At 44.4% G+C, this 20,180-nt stretch carries 18 protein-coding genes; all 18 read left to right on the top strand.

Going from position 1 to position 20,180, the window contains the following annotated elements; genetic code table 11:
- The first annotated feature begins 10 nt into the window (after positions 1-10).
- The 18 genes from rplJ (at position 11) to rplW (ending at position 20,171) form a co-directional block, all read left to right on the top strand.
- Positions 11-514: a 50S ribosomal protein L10 gene (gene rplJ, locus AC1DSE_RS02415; RefSeq protein ID WP_054025338.1), complete on the top strand. Its 504-nt coding sequence runs from the start codon at positions 11-13 to the stop codon at positions 512-514.
- A 92-nt stretch (positions 515-606) separates the two neighbouring features.
- Positions 607-966 (top strand): 50S ribosomal protein L7/L12, encoded by a 360-nt coding sequence (gene rplL / locus AC1DSE_RS02410; RefSeq protein ID WP_076271439.1) that lies wholly within the window; start codon positions 607-609, stop codon positions 964-966.
- 92 nt (positions 967-1,058) lie between these two features.
- Positions 1,059-1,187 carry a hypothetical protein gene (locus AC1DSE_RS02405; RefSeq protein WP_256711079.1) on the top strand — a complete coding sequence of 43 codons (129 nt, stop codon included), beginning with the start codon at positions 1,059-1,061 and terminating at the stop codon, positions 1,185-1,187.
- Positions 1,188-1,193: 6 nt separating this feature from the next.
- Positions 1,194-1,793, top strand: a complete 600-nt coding sequence (locus AC1DSE_RS02400; protein WP_477512337.1) for a class I SAM-dependent methyltransferase — start codon at positions 1,194-1,196, stop codon at positions 1,791-1,793.
- Between the two features lie 384 nt (positions 1,794-2,177).
- Positions 2,178-5,726: a DNA-directed RNA polymerase subunit beta gene (rpoB, locus tag AC1DSE_RS02395; RefSeq protein WP_477527363.1), complete on the top strand. Its 3,549-nt coding sequence runs from the start codon at positions 2,178-2,180 to the stop codon at positions 5,724-5,726.
- A 95-nt stretch (positions 5,727-5,821) separates the two neighbouring features.
- Positions 5,822-9,448, top strand: a complete 3,627-nt coding sequence (gene rpoC / locus AC1DSE_RS02390) for a DNA-directed RNA polymerase subunit beta' (RefSeq protein ID WP_441885610.1) — start codon at positions 5,822-5,824, stop codon at positions 9,446-9,448.
- A gap of 238 nt (positions 9,449-9,686) precedes the next feature.
- Positions 9,687-9,917 (top strand): ribosomal L7Ae/L30e/S12e/Gadd45 family protein, encoded by a 231-nt coding sequence (locus tag AC1DSE_RS02385; RefSeq protein ID WP_441885613.1) that lies wholly within the window; start codon positions 9,687-9,689, stop codon positions 9,915-9,917.
- Positions 9,918-10,173: 256 nt separating this feature from the next.
- The gene (gene rpsL, locus AC1DSE_RS02380) at positions 10,174-10,596 is read left to right on the top strand and encodes a 30S ribosomal protein S12 (protein ID WP_441885615.1); all 423 of its coding nucleotides are present in this window, start codon (positions 10,174-10,176) and stop codon (positions 10,594-10,596) included.
- Positions 10,597-10,662: 66 nt separating this feature from the next.
- Positions 10,663-11,133 (top strand): 30S ribosomal protein S7, encoded by a 471-nt coding sequence (rpsG, locus tag AC1DSE_RS02375; RefSeq protein WP_028609662.1) that lies wholly within the window; start codon positions 10,663-10,665, stop codon positions 11,131-11,133.
- A gap of 29 nt (positions 11,134-11,162) precedes the next feature.
- A complete protein-coding gene (gene fusA, locus AC1DSE_RS02370) occupies positions 11,163-13,238 on the top strand; it encodes an elongation factor G (protein ID WP_441885619.1) in 2,076 nt (691 codons plus the stop codon).
- 115 nt (positions 13,239-13,353) lie between these two features.
- Positions 13,354-14,544 carry an elongation factor Tu gene (tuf, locus tag AC1DSE_RS02365; RefSeq protein ID WP_076271433.1) on the top strand — a complete coding sequence of 397 codons (1,191 nt, stop codon included), beginning with the start codon at positions 13,354-13,356 and terminating at the stop codon, positions 14,542-14,544.
- A 306-nt stretch (positions 14,545-14,850) separates the two neighbouring features.
- Positions 14,851-15,894, top strand: coding sequence for an ABC transporter substrate-binding protein (locus AC1DSE_RS02360; protein WP_076271432.1), 1,044 nt, complete (start codon positions 14,851-14,853; stop codon positions 15,892-15,894).
- Between the two features lie 98 nt (positions 15,895-15,992).
- Positions 15,993-16,907 carry an ABC transporter permease gene (locus tag AC1DSE_RS02355; RefSeq protein WP_477512338.1) on the top strand — a complete coding sequence of 305 codons (915 nt, stop codon included), beginning with the start codon at positions 15,993-15,995 and terminating at the stop codon, positions 16,905-16,907.
- Positions 16,907-17,701 carry an ABC transporter ATP-binding protein gene (locus tag AC1DSE_RS02350; RefSeq protein WP_076271430.1) on the top strand — a complete coding sequence of 265 codons (795 nt, stop codon included), beginning with the start codon at positions 16,907-16,909 and terminating at the stop codon, positions 17,699-17,701. The genes AC1DSE_RS02355 and AC1DSE_RS02350 overlap by 1 nt, the downstream gene beginning before the upstream one ends.
- A 551-nt stretch (positions 17,702-18,252) precedes the next feature.
- Positions 18,253-18,561 (top strand): 30S ribosomal protein S10, encoded by a 309-nt coding sequence (gene rpsJ, locus AC1DSE_RS02345; RefSeq protein WP_017692074.1) that lies wholly within the window; start codon positions 18,253-18,255, stop codon positions 18,559-18,561.
- Positions 18,562-18,602: 41 nt separating this feature from the next.
- The gene (gene rplC / locus AC1DSE_RS02340) at positions 18,603-19,226 is read left to right on the top strand and encodes a 50S ribosomal protein L3 (protein ID WP_076271429.1); all 624 of its coding nucleotides are present in this window, start codon (positions 18,603-18,605) and stop codon (positions 19,224-19,226) included.
- A gap of 28 nt (positions 19,227-19,254) precedes the next feature.
- Positions 19,255-19,878: a 50S ribosomal protein L4 gene (rplD, locus tag AC1DSE_RS02335; protein ID WP_477527362.1), complete on the top strand. Its 624-nt coding sequence runs from the start codon at positions 19,255-19,257 to the stop codon at positions 19,876-19,878.
- Positions 19,878-20,171, top strand: coding sequence for a 50S ribosomal protein L23 (gene rplW, locus AC1DSE_RS02330; protein WP_054025324.1), 294 nt, complete (start codon positions 19,878-19,880; stop codon positions 20,169-20,171). Before rplD ends, rplW begins: the two co-directional genes overlap by 1 nt.
- Positions 20,172-20,180: the final 9 nt, after the last annotated feature.

Raw genomic sequence — 20,180 nt, 5'->3', positions numbered from 1 at the left:
GGTGTACAGTTTGGCTAACGCAAATATCATCCAAGAGAAACAAGAGGCAGTTGCCGTAATCGCGGCAAAAATTGCTAATAGCTCTAGCACAGTAGTAGCTGACTATCGTGGATTGAACGTTGCTCAAGTAACTGAACTTCGGAAACAACTTCGTGAAGCAGGAATTGAATTCCAAGTTCTTAAAAACTCGCTCGTTCGTCGCGCAACTGAAGGTACGGATTATGTAGAATTGAACAACATTCTTACAGGTCCCACAGCAATTGCATTCGGTAAAGAAGACGCTGTTGCTCCAGCTAAAATTTTGAACGATTTCGCTAAGAAAAACGATGCTTTGAAACTTAAAGGCGGCGTTGTTGAAGGTAAAGTCGTATCTCAAGAAGAAATTAAAGCTCTTGCGGAACTTCCGTCCCGCGACGGTTTGCTCTCTATGCTCCTCAGCGTATTGCAAGCTCCAGTGCGCAACTTCGCGCTTGCAGTTAAAGCAGTCGGCGAGAAACAAGAAGCACAAGCTTAATTTTTTTCAAGAGTCCCTTATAGTAATGAACCGACGCAAGTCGGCTGTAGGATAAACCAAAAAAAATAAACCATATTCCCGGAGGTATAATCATGTCTAAAGAACAAATCTTAGAAGCGATTAAAGTTATGAACGTTCTTGAACTGAACGATCTTGTTAAAGCAATTGAAGAAGAATTCGGCGTAACTGCAGCAGCTCCAGTAGCAGCAGCAGGTGCTGGCGCAGCTGTAGAAGCTGAGCAAACTGAATTCGACGTTATCCTTAACGGCGCTGGCGCTTCAAAAATCAACGTAATCAAAGTTGTTCGCGAAATCACAGGTCTTGGCCTGAAAGAAGCGAAAGACTTGGTTGATAGCGCTCCTAAAGCAGTTAAAGAGAAAGTTGCTAAAGAAGAAGCAGAAGCTGTTGCAGCTAAGCTTACTGAAGCTGGCGCTTCCGTAGAAGTTAAGTAGTATTTCTTCCAATAAAATAAGCTGATCATGCGATTGAATGATGAATCGGCCGGCGAGCCCCTTGAAACGTCAGGTTTCAAGGGGTTCGTTGTATGTTGAAGGATAAGAATGTGCAAGTTTTTGGCTTGTCCATTCTTATCCTTCAACGAGAATCGAGTATTTTTTCGCTGAAGCAAGGCGATATCAATATACTCGATGCAATATGGAATAGCGGGGAGTGATGAATAATGTCGAATCACTATTACTCACAGAGCCCAGATGTTAAGCATAATCGTCAAGTTCATGAAGCAATTCTCCGAGGCTTTTCTTTGAAGTTTATAACGGATGCCGGCGTATTCTCGAAATCAGGAGTTGATTACGGGAGTCAGGTATTGATCGATGCTTTGGAGCTGAATGCAAATGCAAACATTCTTGATGTTGGCTGTGGTTATGGTCCTATTGGATTAACATCAGCAAAACTCGCTGAGCATGGGCAAGTAACGATGATTGATATAAATGAAAGAGCGGTAGAGCTTTCGCGTGAGAACGCAAAGCTTAACCAGATATCTAATGTTACCGTTTTGCAAAGTGATCTATTTGAAGCAGTTAAGCAAATGAAGTTCGATGTCATCGTTACAAATCCGCCTATCAGGGCTGGGAAGTCAGTCGTTCATCGGATTTTTGAAGAGGGTTATGAATTGCTCGAACAAGGCGGCAGCATGTGGGTTGTCATACAGAAGAAGCAAGGGGCACCTTCGGCGAAAGCTAAATTAGAGTCATTATTTGCAAATGTAGAAGAAGTAACGAAGGATAAAGGCTACCGTATTTTCCGAGCTGTAAAAGCTTAGAAAATTAGAGAAAAATATGTTTTGAAAATATGTTTGAAAACTGAATAATATTTATTGACTTGACATTTGCGATATGGTAAGATTATAAAATGTCAGCATTAAATTGGGCTCGATCTCTTTAGTTAACTAAAATGTCAAGTGTAAATTTAAAGCGCGGAATGCATAAGTTTTACACATTTGACGTATAATGTTTACGTTTTGGGCAAAATTATTTGATATGAGACTGTCACGGCCGCGCTGTGATTAGTTAACTGCCGGAACATGCTCTTTTTTCGAACCATTCGATAAGGGCTTTTCTTTATTTGACTATATAGGCGGCTGGTTCGTCTATAGTGACGCAGTGATTATCGATGCTGTGATACAGACATGAGGGGTGAGGTTAAGTTGGCAGGACAACTTGTTCAGTATGGTCGGCGCGCGCGCAGAAGCTACGCCAGGATCAACGAGGTGCTGGAAGTCCCGAACCTGATTGAAATCCAACAAAAATCGTATGAGAAGTTTTTGGACAGCGACCTAATTGAGTTGTTCCAAGATATTTCTCCGATTTCGGACTTTACGGGCAATCTATCGCTTGAGTTTATCGACTATAGCTTGGGCGAACCGAAATATTCGGTCGATGAATCAAAAGAGYGCGATGTGACGTATGCAGCTCCTTTACGCGTTAAGGTGCGACTTTTCAATAAGGAAACTGGCGAAGTAAAGGAACAAGAAGTTTTCATGGGTGATTTCCCGCTTATGACAGAGACGGGTACGTTTATTATTAACGGAGCCGAGCGTGTCATAGTCAGCCAATTGGTTCGATCCCCGAGTGTGTACTTCAGCACGAAGGTCGATAAGAACGGGAAGAAAAACTACACAGCTACTGTTATTCCTAACCGTGGCGCTTGGCTAGAGCTTGAAACGGATGCTAAAGATATCATCTACGTTCGTATTGACCGGACCCGGAAAATACCGGTAACGGTACTTTTGCGTTCGCTTGGATTCGGTACTGACGCTGAGATTCTTGAACTGCTAGGCCATGATGAGTACATTCGCAACACGTTAGACAAAGATAACACGGATTCGACTGAAAAAGCGCTTATTGAAATTTATGAGCGTCTTCGTCCAGGCGAGCCTCCGACTTTGGATAATGCAAAGAGCTTGCTAGTTGCTCGTTTCTTTGATCCAAAACGTTATGACTTGGCCAATGTAGGCCGTTACAAAATAAACAAAAAACTTCACATCAAGAACCGTTTGTTTAATCAACGTCTTGCGGAAAATCTAATTGATCCTGCGACTGGCGAAATTATTGCTGAGTCCGGACAAATGATTGACCGCCGCTTGCTTGATGAAATTCTCGAGAAGCTTGAGAAGGATGTTGGTTTCAAAACGTATCATGTAGCTAATGGCGTTCTTGATGCTGATAGTATTCCACTACAAACGATCAGCGTATTCTCACCATATGACGAAAGCAAAGTAATTAAAGTTATTGCGAATGGAATTATTGATAAATCCGTCAAGCATATCACGCCTGCGGACATCATTTCTTCCATTAACTACTTTATCAACTTGCTTCATGGCGTAGGCAGCACGGATGATATCGATCATCTGGGTAACCGTCGTCTGCGTTCTGTTGGCGAGCTGCTTCAAAACCAATTCCGTATCGGTCTGTCTCGTATGGAGCGCGTAGTGCGTGAGAGAATGTCCATTCAAGACGCGAATGCAATTACGCCGCAAGCGCTAATTAACATTCGTCCGGTTATTGCATCTATAAAAGAGTTCTTCGGCTCCTCGCAGCTGTCCCAGTTTATGGACCAAACGAATCCGCTTGCTGAATTGACGCATAAGCGTCGTTTGTCAGCACTTGGACCCGGCGGTTTGACTCGGGAACGCGCGGGCTTTGAAGTTCGTGACGTCCATCACTCCCACTATGGGCGGATGTGTCCGATCGAGACGCCAGAGGGACCGAATATCGGTTTGATCAACTCCTTGTCTTCCTTTGCTCGTATTAACGAATATGGCTTCATTGAAGCACCATATCGTTGGGTAGATCCGAAGACTGGAATTGTTACAGAACAAATCGCATATCTGACTGCTGACGAGGAAGATAACTACGTAATCGCGCAAGCGAATGCGAAGCTGACTCCAGACGACAAGTTTGCAGAAGAGAATACGATCGTTCGTTACAATAAACAAGCCGACAACATTTTGACTATGCCTAGTGATCGCGTTGATTACATGGATGTATCGCCTAAACAGGTAGTATCTGTTGCGACAGCGTTAATTCCTTTCTTGGAAAACGATGACTCCAACCGTGCCCTCATGGGATCCAACATGCAACGTCAAGCGGTACCGCTTCTTATACCTAGATCACCACTTGTTGGTACAGGTATGGAGCACAAAGCAGCGAAAGACTCAGGCGTTTGTATCGTAGCGAAGCATGACGGTATAATCGAACGTTCTTCCGCAAATGAAATCTGGCTTCGTCGCGTCGAGCAAATCGATGGCAAGCCGGTTACTGGTGACTTGGTAAAACATAAACTACACAAGTTTATGCGCTCTAACCAAGGAACGTGCATCAATCAACGCCCGCTTGTACGTAAAGGCGACGTTATTAAAAAAGGTGATATCCTTGCGGATGGTCCTTCCACTGAAAAAGGCGAATTGGCTCTTGGACGCAACGTCGTTGTTGCATTCATGACGTGGGAAGGCTACAACTATGAGGATGCGATCCTGCTAAGTGAAAAGCTAGTGAAAGAGGATGTTTATACATCCATTCACATCGAGGAATACGAGTCTGAGGCTCGTGATACGAAGCTTGGACCTGAAGAAATTACACGCGACATTCCAAATGTCGGTGAAGAAGCTCTTCGCAACCTAGATGAGCGCGGAATCATTCGTGTCGGAGCTGAAATCGGCGCTGGCGATATCCTAGTTGGTAAAGTAACGCCTAAGGGTGTAACAGAGCTAACTGCGGAAGAAAGATTGCTGCACGCTATCTTTGGTGAGAAGGCTCGTGAAGTACGTGATACATCGCTACGTGTGCCRCATGGTACAGACGGTATCGTTGTTGACGTTAAAGTATTTACGCGGGAGAATGGCGACGAATTGCCACCAGGCGTTAACCAGCTGGTTCGTGCTTATATTGCTCAAAAACGGAAAATTTCCGAAGGCGACAAAATGGCCGGACGTCATGGTAACAAAGGGGTAATCGCTCGTATCATGCCTGAAGAAGATATGCCTTTCCTACCGGATGGCACACCTGTAGAAGTTGTTCTTAACCCGCTCGGCGTACCGTCGCGGATGAACATCGGTCAGGCGCTTGAAGTTCACTTGGGTATGGCTTGTAAGCATCTCGGCATCCACGCGGCTACGCCAGTATTTGACGGCGCGCGCGAGAATGACGTTTTCGATACGATGGAAGAAGCAGGCATGCAGCGTAACGGTAAAACCGTACTGTATGACGGACGGACAGGCGAGAATTTCGAACGTGAAGTTACGGTTGGGGTCATGTACATGATCAAACTGGCGCACATGGTCGACGATAAAATCCATGCCCGTTCCACTGGTCCTTACTCACTCGTTACACAACAGCCGCTCGGTGGTAAAGCACAGTTCGGTGGACAACGTTTCGGGGAGATGGAGGTATGGGCGCTTGAGGCATATGGCGCTGCGTACACGCTTCAAGAAATATTGACTGTTAAATCCGATGACGTGGTTGGTCGTGTTAAAACGTACGAATCCATCGTTAAAGGCGAAAACGTACCAGAGCCAGGTGTTCCGGAATCGTTCAAAGTTTTGATCAAAGAGCTTCAAAGTTTGGGTATGGACGTTAAAATTCTATCCGAGAATGAAGAAGAGATCGAAATGAAGGAAATGGATGATGAAGACGAGGCAACAGGCGATAAGCTTAACCTCAATATAGAAGGTGCCGAAGTCGGCGCTGCTGAATAAACTAGTTGCTAGATTCCGTCAAATGGTCACGCGCCTATGACGGAATCTAGCTGATTAGATAGACATTGTCATACATGACGGAGGAGGGTTGCTCCTTGTTGGACGTGAACAACTTCGAGTATATGAAGATAGGTCTGGCTTCGCCGGATAAAATTCGCTCGTGGTCCCGCGGAGAAGTTAAAAAACCGGAGACGATCAACTATAGGACCTTAAAACCGGAGAAGGAAGGACTCTTCTGCGAGAAAATTTTTGGACCTACAAAAGACTGGGAATGTCATTGCGGTAAATACAAACGTGTACGCTATAAAGGTGTCGTTTGTGATCGCTGTGGCGTTGAAGTAACTCGCGCTAAAGTTCGCCGCGAACGTATGGGTCACATCGAGCTAGCAGCTCCAGTTTCTCATATTTGGTACTTCAAAGGGATTCCAAGCCGTATGGGCCTTGCACTTGATATGTCACCTCGTTCGCTTGAGGAGATCATTTATTTTGCATCCTATGTCGTAACGGATCCAGGTGATACCCCACTTGAGAAGAAACAACTTCTATCGGAGAAAGAATATCGCAGCTACCGTGAGAAATACGGGTATGGATTCCATGCTGGTATGGGTGCCGAAGCTGTTAAAAAACTTTTGCAAGATATCGACGTTGACAAAGAATTGGAGCAATTGAAAGAAGAACTGCGTACTGCTCAAGGACAACGACGCAATCGTGCGATCAAACGTCTTGAAGTGGTAGAAGCATTCCGCAATTCCGGCAACGAACCGGAATGGATGATTCTAGACGTGCTTCCTGTCATCCCTCCTGAGCTTCGTCCGATGGTACAGCTTGATGGCGGTCGTTTTGCGACTTCTGACCTCAATGACTTGTATCGTCGTGTTATTAACCGTAACAACCGTCTGAAGCGTTTGCTTGATCTGGGCGCTCCTGATATTATCGTGCAAAATGAAAAACGGATGCTGCAAGAAGCGGTTGACGCATTGATCGATAACGGTCGTCGCGGTCGCCCTGTTACAGGTCCGGGTAACCGTCCGCTTAAATCCCTCAGCCATATGCTTAAAGGTAAGCAAGGACGTTTCCGTCAGAACTTGCTAGGTAAACGGGTTGACTACTCTGGTCGTTCGGTTATCGTAGTAGGTCCAAACCTCAAAATGTTCCAGTGCGGTCTTCCTAAGGAAATGGCACTAGAATTGTTCAAGCCTTTCGTTATGAAAGAGCTTGTTAATAAAGGCCTAGCACATAACATTAAGAGTGCGAAGCGCAAGGTTGAACGCGTAAGCCCTGAGGTATGGGATGTTCTTGAGGAAGTAATCAAGGAGCACCCAGTATTGCTTAACCGTGCCCCGACGCTTCACAGACTAGGTATTCAAGCGTTTGAGCCTATCTTGGTTGAAGGTCGCGCAATTAAGCTTCACCCACTCGTATGTACAGCTTACAACGCTGACTTCGACGGTGACCAAATGGCCGTTCACGTTCCATTGTCTGCTGAAGCACAAGCGGAAGCACGTTTGCTAATGCTTGCATCAGGCAATATCCTTAACCCGAAAGACGGCAAACCGGTCGTTACTCCTTCACAGGATATGGTACTAGGAAGCTTCTACTTGACGATGGATAACAAAGAGGCTAAAGGCAGTGGTTCCGTATTTGGTACCATTAACGAAGCGATCTCTGCTTACCAACGTGGTATTGTTTCCTTGCACGCCAGAATTTTCATTCCGGTTCGTGTGCTTAAAAAAGTTAACTTCACCGAGCAGCAGCAAAATTCGTTACTCGTTACGACAGTTGGTAAAGTCATCTTCAATGAAATTTTCCCTGAAGATTTCCCTTATATCAACGAAGCAACGAAAACGAACCTATTGCACGGTACACCAGATAAATATTTCGTTTACGAAAAAGGCGCCGATCTTCCTAAATTCCTGGATGCAATCGAAACGCCTGGTGCGGTAGGTAAAGACTATCTTGCATTAGTTATTGCAGAATGTTTCCGCCAATACCACACTACGCTTACTGCGATGCTTCTTGACCGCATTAAGCAGCTTGGTTTCACTTACTCAACTAAGGCTGGTATTACGATCGGCGTGTCTGACGTTATCATTCCGAAAGAGAAAGACGAAATCATGAAGCGCTCCGATGAGAAGGTTGCTACCGTTATGAATCAATACCGTCGTGGTTTGATTACAAACGAAGAGCGCTATGACCGGATCATTACAATTTGGGGTAAATGTAAAGACGAGATCACCGAAGTTCTTATGAAATCGATGGATCGTTACAACAACATCATGCTCATGGTGGACTCCAAAGCACGGGGTAACAAATCTCAAATTACACAGCTTGGCGGTATGCGTGGTTTGATGGCCAATCCATCCGGTCGTATCATCGAGTTGCCAATTAAATCGAACTTCCGCGAGGGTCTTACAGTACTCGAGTACTTTATTTCCACTCACGGAGCGCGGAAAGGTCTTGCCGATACTGCACTTCGTACTGCCGATTCCGGTTACTTGACTCGTCGACTTGTTGACGTTGCACAAGACGTAATCGTGCGTGAAGAAGATTGTGGTACCGACAAAGGCTTCTCTGTAAGCAAAATTCAAGACGGTAAAGAGGTTATTGAAGATCTTTATGACCGTATTGAAGGCCGCTATGCGTTTGAAACGGTTCGTAATCCAAAAACAGGCGAGATCATTGTTAACCGCAGTGAGTTGATTGACTCGAACAAAGCGGATGCAATTATCGACGCTGGCGTTGAAAAACTGCAAATTCGTTCCGTACTAAGCTGCCGTGCTCGTCATGGCGTATGTAAGATCTGTTACGGACGTAACCTTGCAACTGGTAAACACGTTGAGATTGGGGAAGCGGTAGGTATTATCGCAGCTCAATCCATCGGTGAGCCAGGAACACAGCTCACAATGCGTACGTTCCATACGGGCGGCGTTGCGGGAGACGATATCACACAAGGTTTGCCGCGTATCCAAGAGTTGTTTGAGGCGCGTAATCCGAAAGGTCAAGCGATTATTTCTGAGCTTGACGGTGTGGTTAAAGAAATCCGTGAAGCTAAGGACCGTCGTGAAATCGAGGTTCAAGGTGAAGCGGAATCGAAAGTGTATGCTGTTACCTATGGTTCGCGTATCCGCGTAACGCAAGGTCAACAAATCGAAGCCGGCGATGAGCTGACGGACGGTTCAATTGACCCTAAAGATATGCTGCGTATCAAAGGTATCCGTGGCGTTCAAAACTACATTTTGCAAGAAGTACAGCGCGTTTACCGAAATCAAGGGGTAGAAATCAATGACAAGCACGTTGAGGTCATGATTAAACAAATGCTCCGTAAAATTCGTATCGTAGATGCAGGCGGCACAACGTTGCTTCCTGGTGCGTTCGTTGATATTCATGAATATGAAGCTCAAAACCGCACTGCGATTTTCGCAGATCTCGAACCAGCTGTTGCAAAACCAGTTTTGCTCGGTATCACGAAGGCATCGCTTGAGACAGATTCGTTCTTGTCAGCAGCTTCCTTCCAAGAAACAACTCGTGTATTGACTGATGCAGCTATTAAAGGCAAAGTTGACCAGTTGCTTGGACTCAAGGAAAATGTTATTATCGGTAAGTTGATTCCAGCAGGTACTGGAATGGCCCGTTATCGTAACATTCGTTTTGCTGGACTTGAAGATGAAACAACTACTGCAGTTGAAGGCGAACTAGAAACAGAAGCTGTAACAGTCGACTAGTCGGCTTGAACAGATCATGTTCTTAAAACCGGATACTAACTAATATCGAAGGAGCGTCACATCTTCCGTTTCCTTGGAAGCGGAAGATGACCGCTCTTTTATATGTTTACAGTATGAAATTCATTTACAAAAAGTTTACAAGTGATTATCCTAGAAGGTTCTTGACACAAGCACATAGTAGGTGATATTATATCGAAGTGTGCCTAATTGTGTGTTCGCTGAATTGAAGGTGATTATCATGCAATTCAAAGTCGGCGCGAAGCAAACGACGAAGATGCTCGAGCAACAAAGAGCCATTAAAGTCTATATCGCACGAGATGCAGATCCGCAGATGAAAGAGAAGATTGTTCATCTATGTGAGCGGGCGGGAGTTCCAATGAAATGGATCGACACGATGGTAGAGCTTGGGGAAACCTGCGGCATCGATGTTGGGGCCGCGATGGCAGCGCTCGTAACCGAAGAAGAATAACGCAATAGCCGTTTTTGTTAGTTGATTATTTAACGATGATTAGCTGGCGAGAACTTTTGTTTGTTCTTTTATGATCCGCCTGGATCTGTGGGCTTAATTTTAGGTAAAATGTCTACCATACATGCGTAAACAGCTAATGCCGCCTTTTGGTGGGAAGAGCCCGCTTACGCGAAAGAATATAAGTTGATTTATAAACAACTTCTTTATAAATGCTTATATTTTCAAAAGACATGAATATAGGGAAGGGGGTGGCAACATGCCAACTATTAACCAGCTAGTCCGTAAAGGACGCCAAGCGAAAGTCGTTAAATCGAAATCGCCGGCATTGCAAAAAGGTTTCAATGCATTGAAACGTGAAGCTACAAACATCAGCGCTCCTCAAAAACGCGGTGTGTGCACTCGTGTAGGTACAATGACTCCAAGGAAACCGAACTCCGCACTTCGTAAATATGCTCGTGTTCGTTTAACGAACCGCTTAGAAGTTACGGCTTACATTCCAGGTATCGGACACAACTTGCAAGAGCATAGCGTTGTTTTGATCCGTGGTGGTAAAGTAAAAGACTTAGCAGGAGTACGTTATCACATCGTTCGCGGTGCACTTGATACTGCAGGTGTAAACAACCGTATGCAAGCTCGTTCGAAATACGGTACGAAACGTCCGAAAGCTAAAAAATCATAATCATAACCTTAACAGGTTATTGAAATGCTAGAAATAGCAACTATTAGAAGAAAGGGGGACTTTCTCATGCCACGCAAAGGTCCTGTAACGAAACGCGATGTGCTTCCAGATCCGCTATATAATAGCAAACTGGTAACGCGCCTAATCAACCGCATTATGCTTGACGGTAAAAGAGGCGTTGCACAAACACTATTGTATGATGCTTTCAAACTGATTCAAGAACGCACGGGTAAAGATCCGATGGAAGTGTTCGAAGCTGCTTTGAAAAATATTATGCCTGTACTTGAGGTTAAAGCACGCCGTGTCGGCGGTGCAAACTATCAAGTGCCTATCGAAGTTAAACCAGAGCGCCGTACGGCACTTGGTCTCCGCTGGCTCGTGAACTACTCACGTAACCGCGGTGAGAAAACGATGGAAGAGCGTTTAGCTGCTGAAATCACAGATGCTTCCAATAACACTGGCGCAGCTGTTAAAAAGCGCGAAGATACTCACAAAATGGCTGAAGCAAACAAAGCGTTTGCTCACTACCGCTGGTAGAATTTTTACATTCGAGAGGAGACAATTTTATGGCAAGAGAGTTCTCCTTGAAAAATACGCGTAACATCGGGATTATGGCGCATATTGATGCTGGTAAAACAACAACTACTGAGCGTATCTTGTTCTTCACGGGCCGTACTCACAAAATCGGAGAGGTGCACGAAGGTGCAGCTACGATGGACTGGATGGAACAGGAACAAGAGCGCGGTATTACGATTACGTCTGCCGCGACAACTGCTCAATGGCATGGACACCGCATTAATATTATCGACACCCCGGGACACGTTGACTTCACTGTTGAAGTTGAACGTTCCCTACGCGTATTGGACGGGGCCGTTGGGGTTTTCAGTGCAAAAGAAGGCGTTGAGCCACAGTCTGAAACCGTATGGCGTCAGGCTGACCGTTACAACGTACCTCGGATTGCCTACGTAAATAAGATGGATATCATTGGTGCTGATTACCTAAACGTAATCAAAGACATGCGTGAGCGTCTAGGTGCCAATGCCGTAGCAATTCAAATTCCAATCGGCGCGGAAAGCGACTTTAAAGGTATTATCGATATCGTTGAACGTGTAGCTTATATCTACAAAGACGATACTGGTAAAGACCCTGAAAAAGTTGAAGTTCCAGCTGAGTATGTAGAGCAAGTAGATGCACTACGTACGGAATTGATTGAGAAAGTAGCAGAATTGGATGAAGAATTAACGATGAAATATTTGGAAGGTGAAGAAATCACTATTCCAGAAATTAAAGCAGCACTCCGTAAAGGTGTTTGCGAAGTTAAAATCTTCCCAGTTGTAGCTGGCTCCTCATACCGTAACAAAGGTGTTCAACCGATGTTGGATGCTGTTGTGGATTACCTGCCTTCACCTCTTGATGTACCAGCTATCAAAGGTACTCTTGAAGACGGTGAAGAAGGAGAACGTCCATCTTCAGACACAGAGCCTTTCGCGGCTTTGGCATTCAAAATCATGACTGACCCTTATGTTGGTAGACTTACTTTCTTCCGTGTGTATTCTGGTGTACTAAAATCCGGTTCGTATGTCCTTAACTCAACAAAAGGCAAACGTGAACGTATTGGACGTATTCTTCAAATGCACGCAAACAGCCGTCAAGAGATCACGGAAGTTTATTCCGGCGATATCGCTGCAGCTGTAGGTTTGAAAGATACGACTACTGGTGATACACTTTGTGATGAGAAGCACATCATCGTTCTTGAATCGATGAACTTCCCAGAGCCGGTTATCTCGGTTGCTATCGAACCAAAAACGAAAGCTGACCAAGACAAACTAGGTATCGCTATTTCCAAGCTTGCTGAAGAAGATCCTACTTTCCGTGCACATACGGATGAAGAAACAAACCAAACAATTATCTCTGGTATGGGTGAGCTTCACCTTGAGATCCTTGTTGACCGTATGTTCCGCGAATTCAAAGTTGAGACAAACGTTGGTAAACCACAAGTTGCTTACCGTGAAACGTTCCGTCAAGCTGCGAAGGTTGAAGGTAAGTTCGTTCGTCAGTCCGGTGGTAAAGGTCAATTCGGTCATTGTTGGGTTGAGTTTTCACCACTTGAGCCTGGTACAGGCTTCATATTCGAAAACAAAACAGTTGGTGGATCAATTCCTCGTGAATTTATCGCTCCAATCCAAGCTGGTATCGAAGAGTCAATGAAGAACGGTGTTGTAGCCGGCTTCCCGCTCGTTGATGTTAAAGCTGTTGTTGTTGACGGATCTTACCATGATGTTGACTCCTCGGAGATGGCGTTTAAAATTGCAGGTTCGATGGCGCTTAAAGCTGCCAAAGAAAAATGTAAGCCAGTTCTTCTTGAGCCAATCATGAAAGTTGAAGTTACTGTTCCAGAAGAGTACATGGGCGATGTTATGGGTATGCTTAACTCCCGTCGTGGTCGTATCGAAGGTATGGATACTCGTGCAGGTGCACAAATTATCCGCTCCAAGGTACCTCTCTCCGAGATGTTTGGTTATTCCACTACACTACGTTCCGGTACACAAGGACGCGGCGTATTCTCCATGGAGCTTTCTCACTATGAAGAAGTTCCTAAATCAATCTCTGATGAAATTATTGCTAAAAACAAAGGCGAGTAATCGTTTTTGGACTAGCGCTCAACAAATTGCTTTTGCCGTCATTTTGGTTTGCTTGCGAGCCAAATGTCGGCCACACATAAAAAATATGATGTTAAATTGAGGAGGCTCAAGTTCAATGGCTAAGGCAAAATTTGAACGTAACAAACCGCACGTTAATATCGGTACTATTGGTCACGTCGATCACGGTAAAACGACTTTGACTGCAGCTATCACAACTGTACTTTCCAAAAAATACGGCGGTGCAGCAATCGCATTCGACCAAATCGATAAAGCTCCAGAAGAGCGCGAGCGTGGTATCACGATCTCGACAGCTCACGTTGAGTATGAGACGCCTGCTCGTCACTACGCACACGTTGACTGCCCAGGTCACGCCGACTATGTAAAAAACATGATCACTGGTGCTGCTCAAATGGACGGAGCTATTCTTGTAGTTTCCGCTACTGACGGTCCTATGCCACAAACTCGTGAGCACATCTTGCTTTCGAAACAAGTAGGCGTACCTTACATCGTTGTATTCTTGAACAAATGCGACATGGTTGAAGACGAAGAGCTTCTTGAGCTAGTTGAAATGGAAGTTCGTGACCTTCTTTCTGAGTATGAGTTCCCAGGCGACGACACTCCAATCATCCGTGGTGCAGCTCGTGAAGCACTTGCTAACCCAGATGGTCCTTGGGCTGAAAAAATCATCGAGCTTTTTGAGCAAGTGGATACTTATATCCCTACTCCTGAGCGCGATACTGCTAAGCCTTTCCTTATGCCTGTCGAGGACGTATTCACAATCACTGGCCGTGGTACTGTTGCTACAGGTCGTGTTGAGCGTGGCGTTATCAAAGTTGGCGACGAGATCGAAATTATCGGTCTTGCTGAAGAATCCCGTAAGTCCGTAGTAACAGGCGTTGAAATGTTCCGTAAATTGCTTGACTCCGCTCAAGCTGGTGACAACGTAGGTGCTTTGCTTCGTGGTGTAGACCGCAGCAACATCGAGCGTGGTCAAGTTTTGGCTAAACCGGGTTCGGTTAAACCACACACTAACTTCACTGCACAAATCTACGTTCTAACTAAAGAAGAGGGTGGCCGTCACAAGCCTTTCTTCACTGGTTACCGTCCACAGTTCTACTTCCGTACAACTGACGTAACGGGTATCATCAACTTGCCAGAAGGTACTGAAATGGTTATGCCTGGCGACAACATCACTGTAACGGTTGAGCTTATCGCTCCAATCGCTGTTGAAGAGGGAACTCGTTTCTCTATTCGTGAAGGCGGCCGTACTGTAGGCGCTGGCGCTGTAGCTTCTATCCAAAAATAATTCATTGCGGCTTAGCCGTTATGAATGACAAAAGCCCTCACTTCGGTGAGGGCTTTTTATTTTTCTGTGTAAAACGGTCAATAGGGCTTCTTACTTAATTTTACAAATAACTATTCATTGACTGCATGCCTTAAGCCCATTTAATATTAAGGAATAGTAGGTAGAGCTTGTCCTTCACTCATTAATTGAAGTCATTACGCACAGACATAGGCTTTAATGATAGAAAGCGATAATGCTTTGCTGTACATGTTTTTTTGCAAACGGCTTCATTACAAGAGAATTTATATGATGAGAGGGGTTTGAAGAATGAACAGAAAATTTTTACTTAGCTTGGTATTAGCTTCAGTTATGGTAGTAACAGCAGCATGTGGTGCAAACTCAGGTAAAGCAGGCACAGAGAACGAAGGAAATAAATCGGGTTCAGGCAACAGTGAGAAACAGTATACGATCGCGATCTCACAAATTGTTGAGCACCCATCATTGGATGCAACGCGCGAAGGCTTTATTGCAGCACTAAAAGACGGTGGATTTGAAGAAGGCAAAAACCTTAAAATCGACTTCAATAATGCGCAAGGTGAGCAAGCGAATATTGCTACAATTGCACAAAAGATTAAATCAAGTAAAAGTGACCTTGCATTAGGAATTGCAACTCCGACTGCACAAAGCTTGGCTGATGAAGTCAAGGACATCCCTGTATTATTCGCTGCAGTCACAGATCCGATTGATGCAGGAATCGTTACACAATTGAAAGCTCCAGGAGGAAATGTTACTGGTGCTTCTGATACGAATCCAGATGCCATTAAACAAACGATGGATTTTATCGCAGCTCAATTTCCTAATGTAAAAAATGTGGGCCTTGTTATTAATGAAGGAGAACCAAATGCGGTTGTAATGGGCGACATTGCTGAAAAGGCACTTGCTGAACATGGCATTAAGCTCGTTAAAGCTTCAGTAGCGAACTCTTCAGATGTTAAACAAGCGGCAGAATCTCTAGTTGGTCGTGTAGAAGCTATCTACATCACTTTGGATAATATGGTTGTAAGCGGCGTTGACGCTATTATTGAAGTGGCTAATAAAAATGATATTCCTTTCTTCTCTGCTGACCGTGATACGGTAGAAAAAGGTGCTTTCGCGGCAGTAGGCTTCAAATATTATGACCATGGTTATGAAGTTGGTCAAATGGCAGTTGAGATTTTGAAAAATGGTAAAAAACCAGCAGACATGGATGTTACAGTGCCACAGAAACTTGACTTCATTTTCAACTTGAAAGCAGCAGCTGAGCAAGGCATTACAGTTACTGACGAGATGAAAGCATTCGTTAAAGATCAAGCAAACAACATTATCGAGTAAATTAAAATTCATTTGCTAAAAATAACAGGCTCATAAGTTCAAAAGGGGTGACCGGGCTACTCGTTCACCCCCTTGTTATGAAAAAGGAGGTATGTCATATGCTCGTATCAATGCAGGGAGCTATAGAGAGTGGATTATTGTATGCGCTTATGGCACTTGGAGTATATATTACGTTTCGAATTCTTGATTTTCCGGATTTGACGGTAGATGGCAGCTTTACTACAGGTGCAGCTATCGGTACGGTTATGACGGTTAATGGAACAGCTCCATGGATTGCGGTATTATGTGCTTTTGCAGGTGGGGCTATAGCGGGTACATGTACAGGCTTACTCCATACAAAGGGTAAAATAAACGGATTATTGTCAGGCATTATTATGATGATAGCACTGTATTCAATCAATTTAAGAATTTTGGGAAAACCAAACGTATCCTTAAGGGGACAGGAAAATCTATTTAGTAATGTATCCACATTAGTTGTTATGATCATTTTTGTCGTTGTGGTTAAGTTGGTTCTCGATCTATTTTTCCGTACGGATCTCGGATTGAGTCTTCGCGCAACTGGGGATAACTCTCGAATGATTCGCAGCTTTGGCGCAAATACAGATGTTACGACGATTTTTGGCGTGGCTTTGTCGAATTCACTAGTTGCGACCTCAGGTGCATTAGTCGCACATTACAATAAATATGCGGATAATAGCATGGGTATTGGTATGATCGTTATTGGACTTGCATCCGTTATTATTGGTGAAGCGATATTCGGATCCCGCACAATCTTTAGAGCAACTTTGGCTGTAATACTTGGTTCGATTATTTATCGAATTATTTATGCATTTGCACTACGTGTTGAATGGTTGGATGCTTCTGATATGAAGCTTATTACAGCAGTAATCATCATTTTTGCATTGATCATACCTACGATAAGAAGAACATTGAAGCAAAAGAATATAGCCAAAAGACGAACGGCAGAAATGCTGGCATCCTTGGATAATATTCAGCCTGGAGGTGGACGCTAATGTTGGAGATCGCTAAAGTGTCCAAGCTGTTTAATCCTGGTACCGTTGATGAGAAGACAGCGCTCGTAGGTGCCAATCTTATTATGAAGCCAGGCGATTTTATTACGGTTATCGGTAGTAACGGAGCAGGCAAATCTACATTAATGAACATTATATCCGGCGTGATGAAGCCGGACGCGGGCGAAGTCCGAATTGACGGCAACAATATAAGTCATCTATCGGAATATGAGCGCAGCCGCTGGATTGGCCGAGTATTTCAGGATCCGATGGCAGGAACAGCGCCACGTATGTCCATTGAAGAAAATTTGGCGATAGCTTATGCTCGTGGAAAGTCACGTGGTTTTTCCTTTGGCGTAACACGCGCAAAACGTGCCATTTTTAAGAAAGAGCTGCAGCGCCTCGGTATAGGTCTCGAAAATCGACTTGGGGCAAAGGTGGGTTTATTGTCAGGTGGAGAACGCCAAGCGTTAAGCCTATTGATGGCTACCTTTACAAGACCACAAATCTTATTGCTTGATGAACATACGGCAGCGCTTGATCCTTCAAGAGCGGAGCTCATTACGACTTTAACGGAAAACCTAGTTCGCGAGATGAATTTGACTACGCTTATGGTTACTCATAATATGGAGCAGGCCATACGTCTAGGCAATCGACTTATTATGATGGACAAAGGCCGGATTATACTTGATGTACCAGAAGAACGCAAAAAGGATCTTACCGTACAACAACTGCTAGGTGAGTTTGAGTTGATAAGCGGAAAGAAACTTGCGGATGATCGTATCGTACTTGGTTAGGACGTTATAACTCTGAATATGAAGTGTTGGATGGAGAGTGTGCAGCTCTGTTAGAAAAGTCATAGCTGCCTGCACCTTCTAAACAAGTAGAATCAGAGCCTGCGGATACTTCACTTCAACCCTGTTATTATAGAAGGAAAACACGCAGCGACATGTGGTCGCTGCGTGTTTTTTATGTAAATGTGAAGGTTGGCGTTATTTGGTGGTGTATTTTCATCCGGATGATGTATATAATCATATAGCGCCCATTAAGTCCGTTATTATAATGATAGTGTTCTAAATACTTGTAATAAGGGACATAATGGGCGAATGTAGAGATGGCTTACAAGACATTATTGTTAATCTTTCTGCAGTTGTACGACGGTAAAAAGAAAGAAGAAACTTTATGTTGCATTTGCCTATTAGATTCGGTATAATATTGACTGTTGGTCTGACGTTGCGATGATGTGAGAGGTTGCCGACACACCCGGCCCCTTTGCCATGGGGCATGTGCAGGGTTTTCTCACGGAGTATGTCCGATAATAAATTGGGCGAAAGAAGGAGGGACTTATATGGCAAAGCAAAAGATTCGTATCCGCTTGAAAGCATACGATCACAGGATTCTTGATCAATCCGCAGAGAAAATCGTTGAAACTGCAAAACGTTCCGGTGCAGGCGTATCCGGGCCGATTCCGTTGCCAACGGAAAAGCAAATCATCACCATTCTCCGTGCGGTACACAAGTACAAGGATTCTAGGGAGCAATTCGAACAACGCACTCATAAGCGTTTGATCGACATTGTAAACCCAACGCCGCAAACGGTTGATGCGTTGATGCGCCTGGATTTACCATCCGGTGTAGATATCGAAATCAAACTGTAATATCAGCATATGCGATTATAGAAAGGAAATGAGGTGTCAACATGAAAGGTATCTTAGGAAAAAAACTTGGTATGACTCAAGTGTTTACTGCTGAAGGTAATGTCGTTCCTGTAACGGTTATCGAAGCTGGACCTTGCGTAGTACTTCAAAAGAAAGACCAAGAAAACGATGGCTACGAAGCAGTTCAATTCGGTTTCTCCGATAAGAAGGAGAGCAGATCGAACAAGCCAGAAGCTGGTCACGCTAAAAAAGCTAACACAACACCTAAGCGCTACGTTCGTGAAATTCGCGGAATTAATCTAGGTGATTATGAAGTTGGCCAAGAAGTTAAAGCTGACCTATTCACAGAAGGCGAATTCGTTGACGTAACAGGTATTTCAAAAGGTAAAGGCTTTGCCGGCGTTATCAAACGTTGGGGACAAAGCACGGGTCCTATGTCTCACGGTTCCCGTTACCACCGTGGACCAGGTTCGATGGGTTCTATCCAAGCGAACCGTGTACCGAAAGGCAAACGCCTTCCAGGACATATGGGTCACGAAACAATTACGATTCAAAAACTTGAAGTTATCCGTGTAGATGTAGAACGTAACGTTCTTCTAATAAAAGGTTCGATTCCGGGCCCGAAAAACGGATTCGTAAAAGTTAAGCAAACTGTTAAGAAATAATTGATCTTAAAGAAAGGAGGAACAGGAAATGCCAAAAGTAACAGTATATAACGTGAGTGGCGCGCAAGTGGGCGAACTTGAACTGGCTGAAACGGTTTTCGGAATTCAACCAAATGTTCACGTTTTGCACAGTGCTGTTGTTAATCAACAAGCATCTGAACGCTTCGGCAATCACAAAACTAAAGGACGCTCCGAAGTACGTGGTGGCGGTCGTAAACCTTGGAAACAAAAAGGTACTGGCCGTGCTCGTCAAGGTAGTATTCGCTCCCCGCAATGGGTTGGCGGCGGTGTGGTTTTCGGACCTACTCCACGCTCTTATGGCTTCAAACTTCCTAAGAAAGTTCGTCGTCTAGCGATTAAATCAGCATTGTCTTCGAAAGTGATTGCAAACGAGATTATCGTTATGGATCAACTGACATTTGCAGCTCCTAAGACGAAAGAATTCGCAGCAATTCTAAGCAACCTTAAAGTTGGCCGCAAAGCTCTTGTAGTAACGGCTAATTATGAAGATAACGTAGCATTGTCTGCTCGTAACATCCCAGGTGTGAAGTTCGTTGCAGCTGACGGCATCAATGTTCTGGATGTTTTGGTGCATGACAACCTTATCATCACTAAAGAAGCAGTAGAGAAAGTACAGGAGGTGCTTGCGTAATGAAAAATCCACGCGATATTATCAAGCGCCCGGTTATCACGGAACGTACGAGCGATTACATGGTTGATAAAAAGTATGTTTTCGAAGTTGATCTTCGTTCAAACAAAACTGAAATCAAACTTGCGATTGAATCAATCTTTAAAGTAAAAGTAACCGGCGTTAACACAATGCGTGTTGCGGGTAAACCGAAACGTTATGGTAAACATAGCGGATACAGACCGGATTGGAAAAAAGCCATCGTTCAATTGAGCGCTGATAGCAAAGAACTTGAATTCTTTGAAACGTCTGTTTAGAAAAGGAGG

This window comes from Paenibacillus sp. 01L418 (assembly GCF_056400045.1).
Note: the sequence above shows the minus strand (reverse complement) of the source record. Positions and strands in the feature narration are given on the sequence as shown.

Excerpts from the sequence above, each read along its gene's own strand:
- rplL (WP_076271439.1), top strand. The coding sequence starts at position 607 with ATGTCTAAAGAACAAATCTTAGAAGCGATTAAAGTTATGAACGTTCTT.
- AC1DSE_RS02405 (WP_256711079.1), top strand. The coding sequence starts at position 1,059 with ATGTTGAAGGATAAGAATGTGCAAGTTTTTGGCTTGTCCATTCTTATC.
- AC1DSE_RS02400 (WP_477512337.1), top strand. The coding sequence starts at position 1,194 with ATGTCGAATCACTATTACTCACAGAGCCCAGATGTTAAGCATAATCGT.
- AC1DSE_RS02385 (WP_441885613.1), top strand. The coding sequence starts at position 9,687 with ATGCAATTCAAAGTCGGCGCGAAGCAAACGACGAAGATGCTCGAGCAA.
- rpsL (WP_441885615.1), top strand. The coding sequence starts at position 10,174 with ATGCCAACTATTAACCAGCTAGTCCGTAAAGGACGCCAAGCGAAAGTC.
- rpsG (WP_028609662.1), top strand. The coding sequence starts at position 10,663 with ATGCCACGCAAAGGTCCTGTAACGAAACGCGATGTGCTTCCAGATCCG.
- fusA (WP_441885619.1), top strand. The coding sequence starts at position 11,163 with ATGGCAAGAGAGTTCTCCTTGAAAAATACGCGTAACATCGGGATTATG.
- tuf (WP_076271433.1), top strand. The coding sequence starts at position 13,354 with ATGGCTAAGGCAAAATTTGAACGTAACAAACCGCACGTTAATATCGGT.
- AC1DSE_RS02360 (WP_076271432.1), top strand. The coding sequence starts at position 14,851 with ATGAACAGAAAATTTTTACTTAGCTTGGTATTAGCTTCAGTTATGGTA.
- AC1DSE_RS02355 (WP_477512338.1), top strand. The coding sequence starts at position 15,993 with ATGCTCGTATCAATGCAGGGAGCTATAGAGAGTGGATTATTGTATGCG.
- AC1DSE_RS02350 (WP_076271430.1), top strand. The coding sequence starts at position 16,907 with ATGTTGGAGATCGCTAAAGTGTCCAAGCTGTTTAATCCTGGTACCGTT.
- rpsJ (WP_017692074.1), top strand. The coding sequence starts at position 18,253 with ATGGCAAAGCAAAAGATTCGTATCCGCTTGAAAGCATACGATCACAGG.
- rplC (WP_076271429.1), top strand. The coding sequence starts at position 18,603 with ATGAAAGGTATCTTAGGAAAAAAACTTGGTATGACTCAAGTGTTTACT.
- rplD (WP_477527362.1), top strand. The coding sequence starts at position 19,255 with ATGCCAAAAGTAACAGTATATAACGTGAGTGGCGCGCAAGTGGGCGAA.
- rplW (WP_054025324.1), top strand. The coding sequence starts at position 19,878 with ATGAAAAATCCACGCGATATTATCAAGCGCCCGGTTATCACGGAACGT.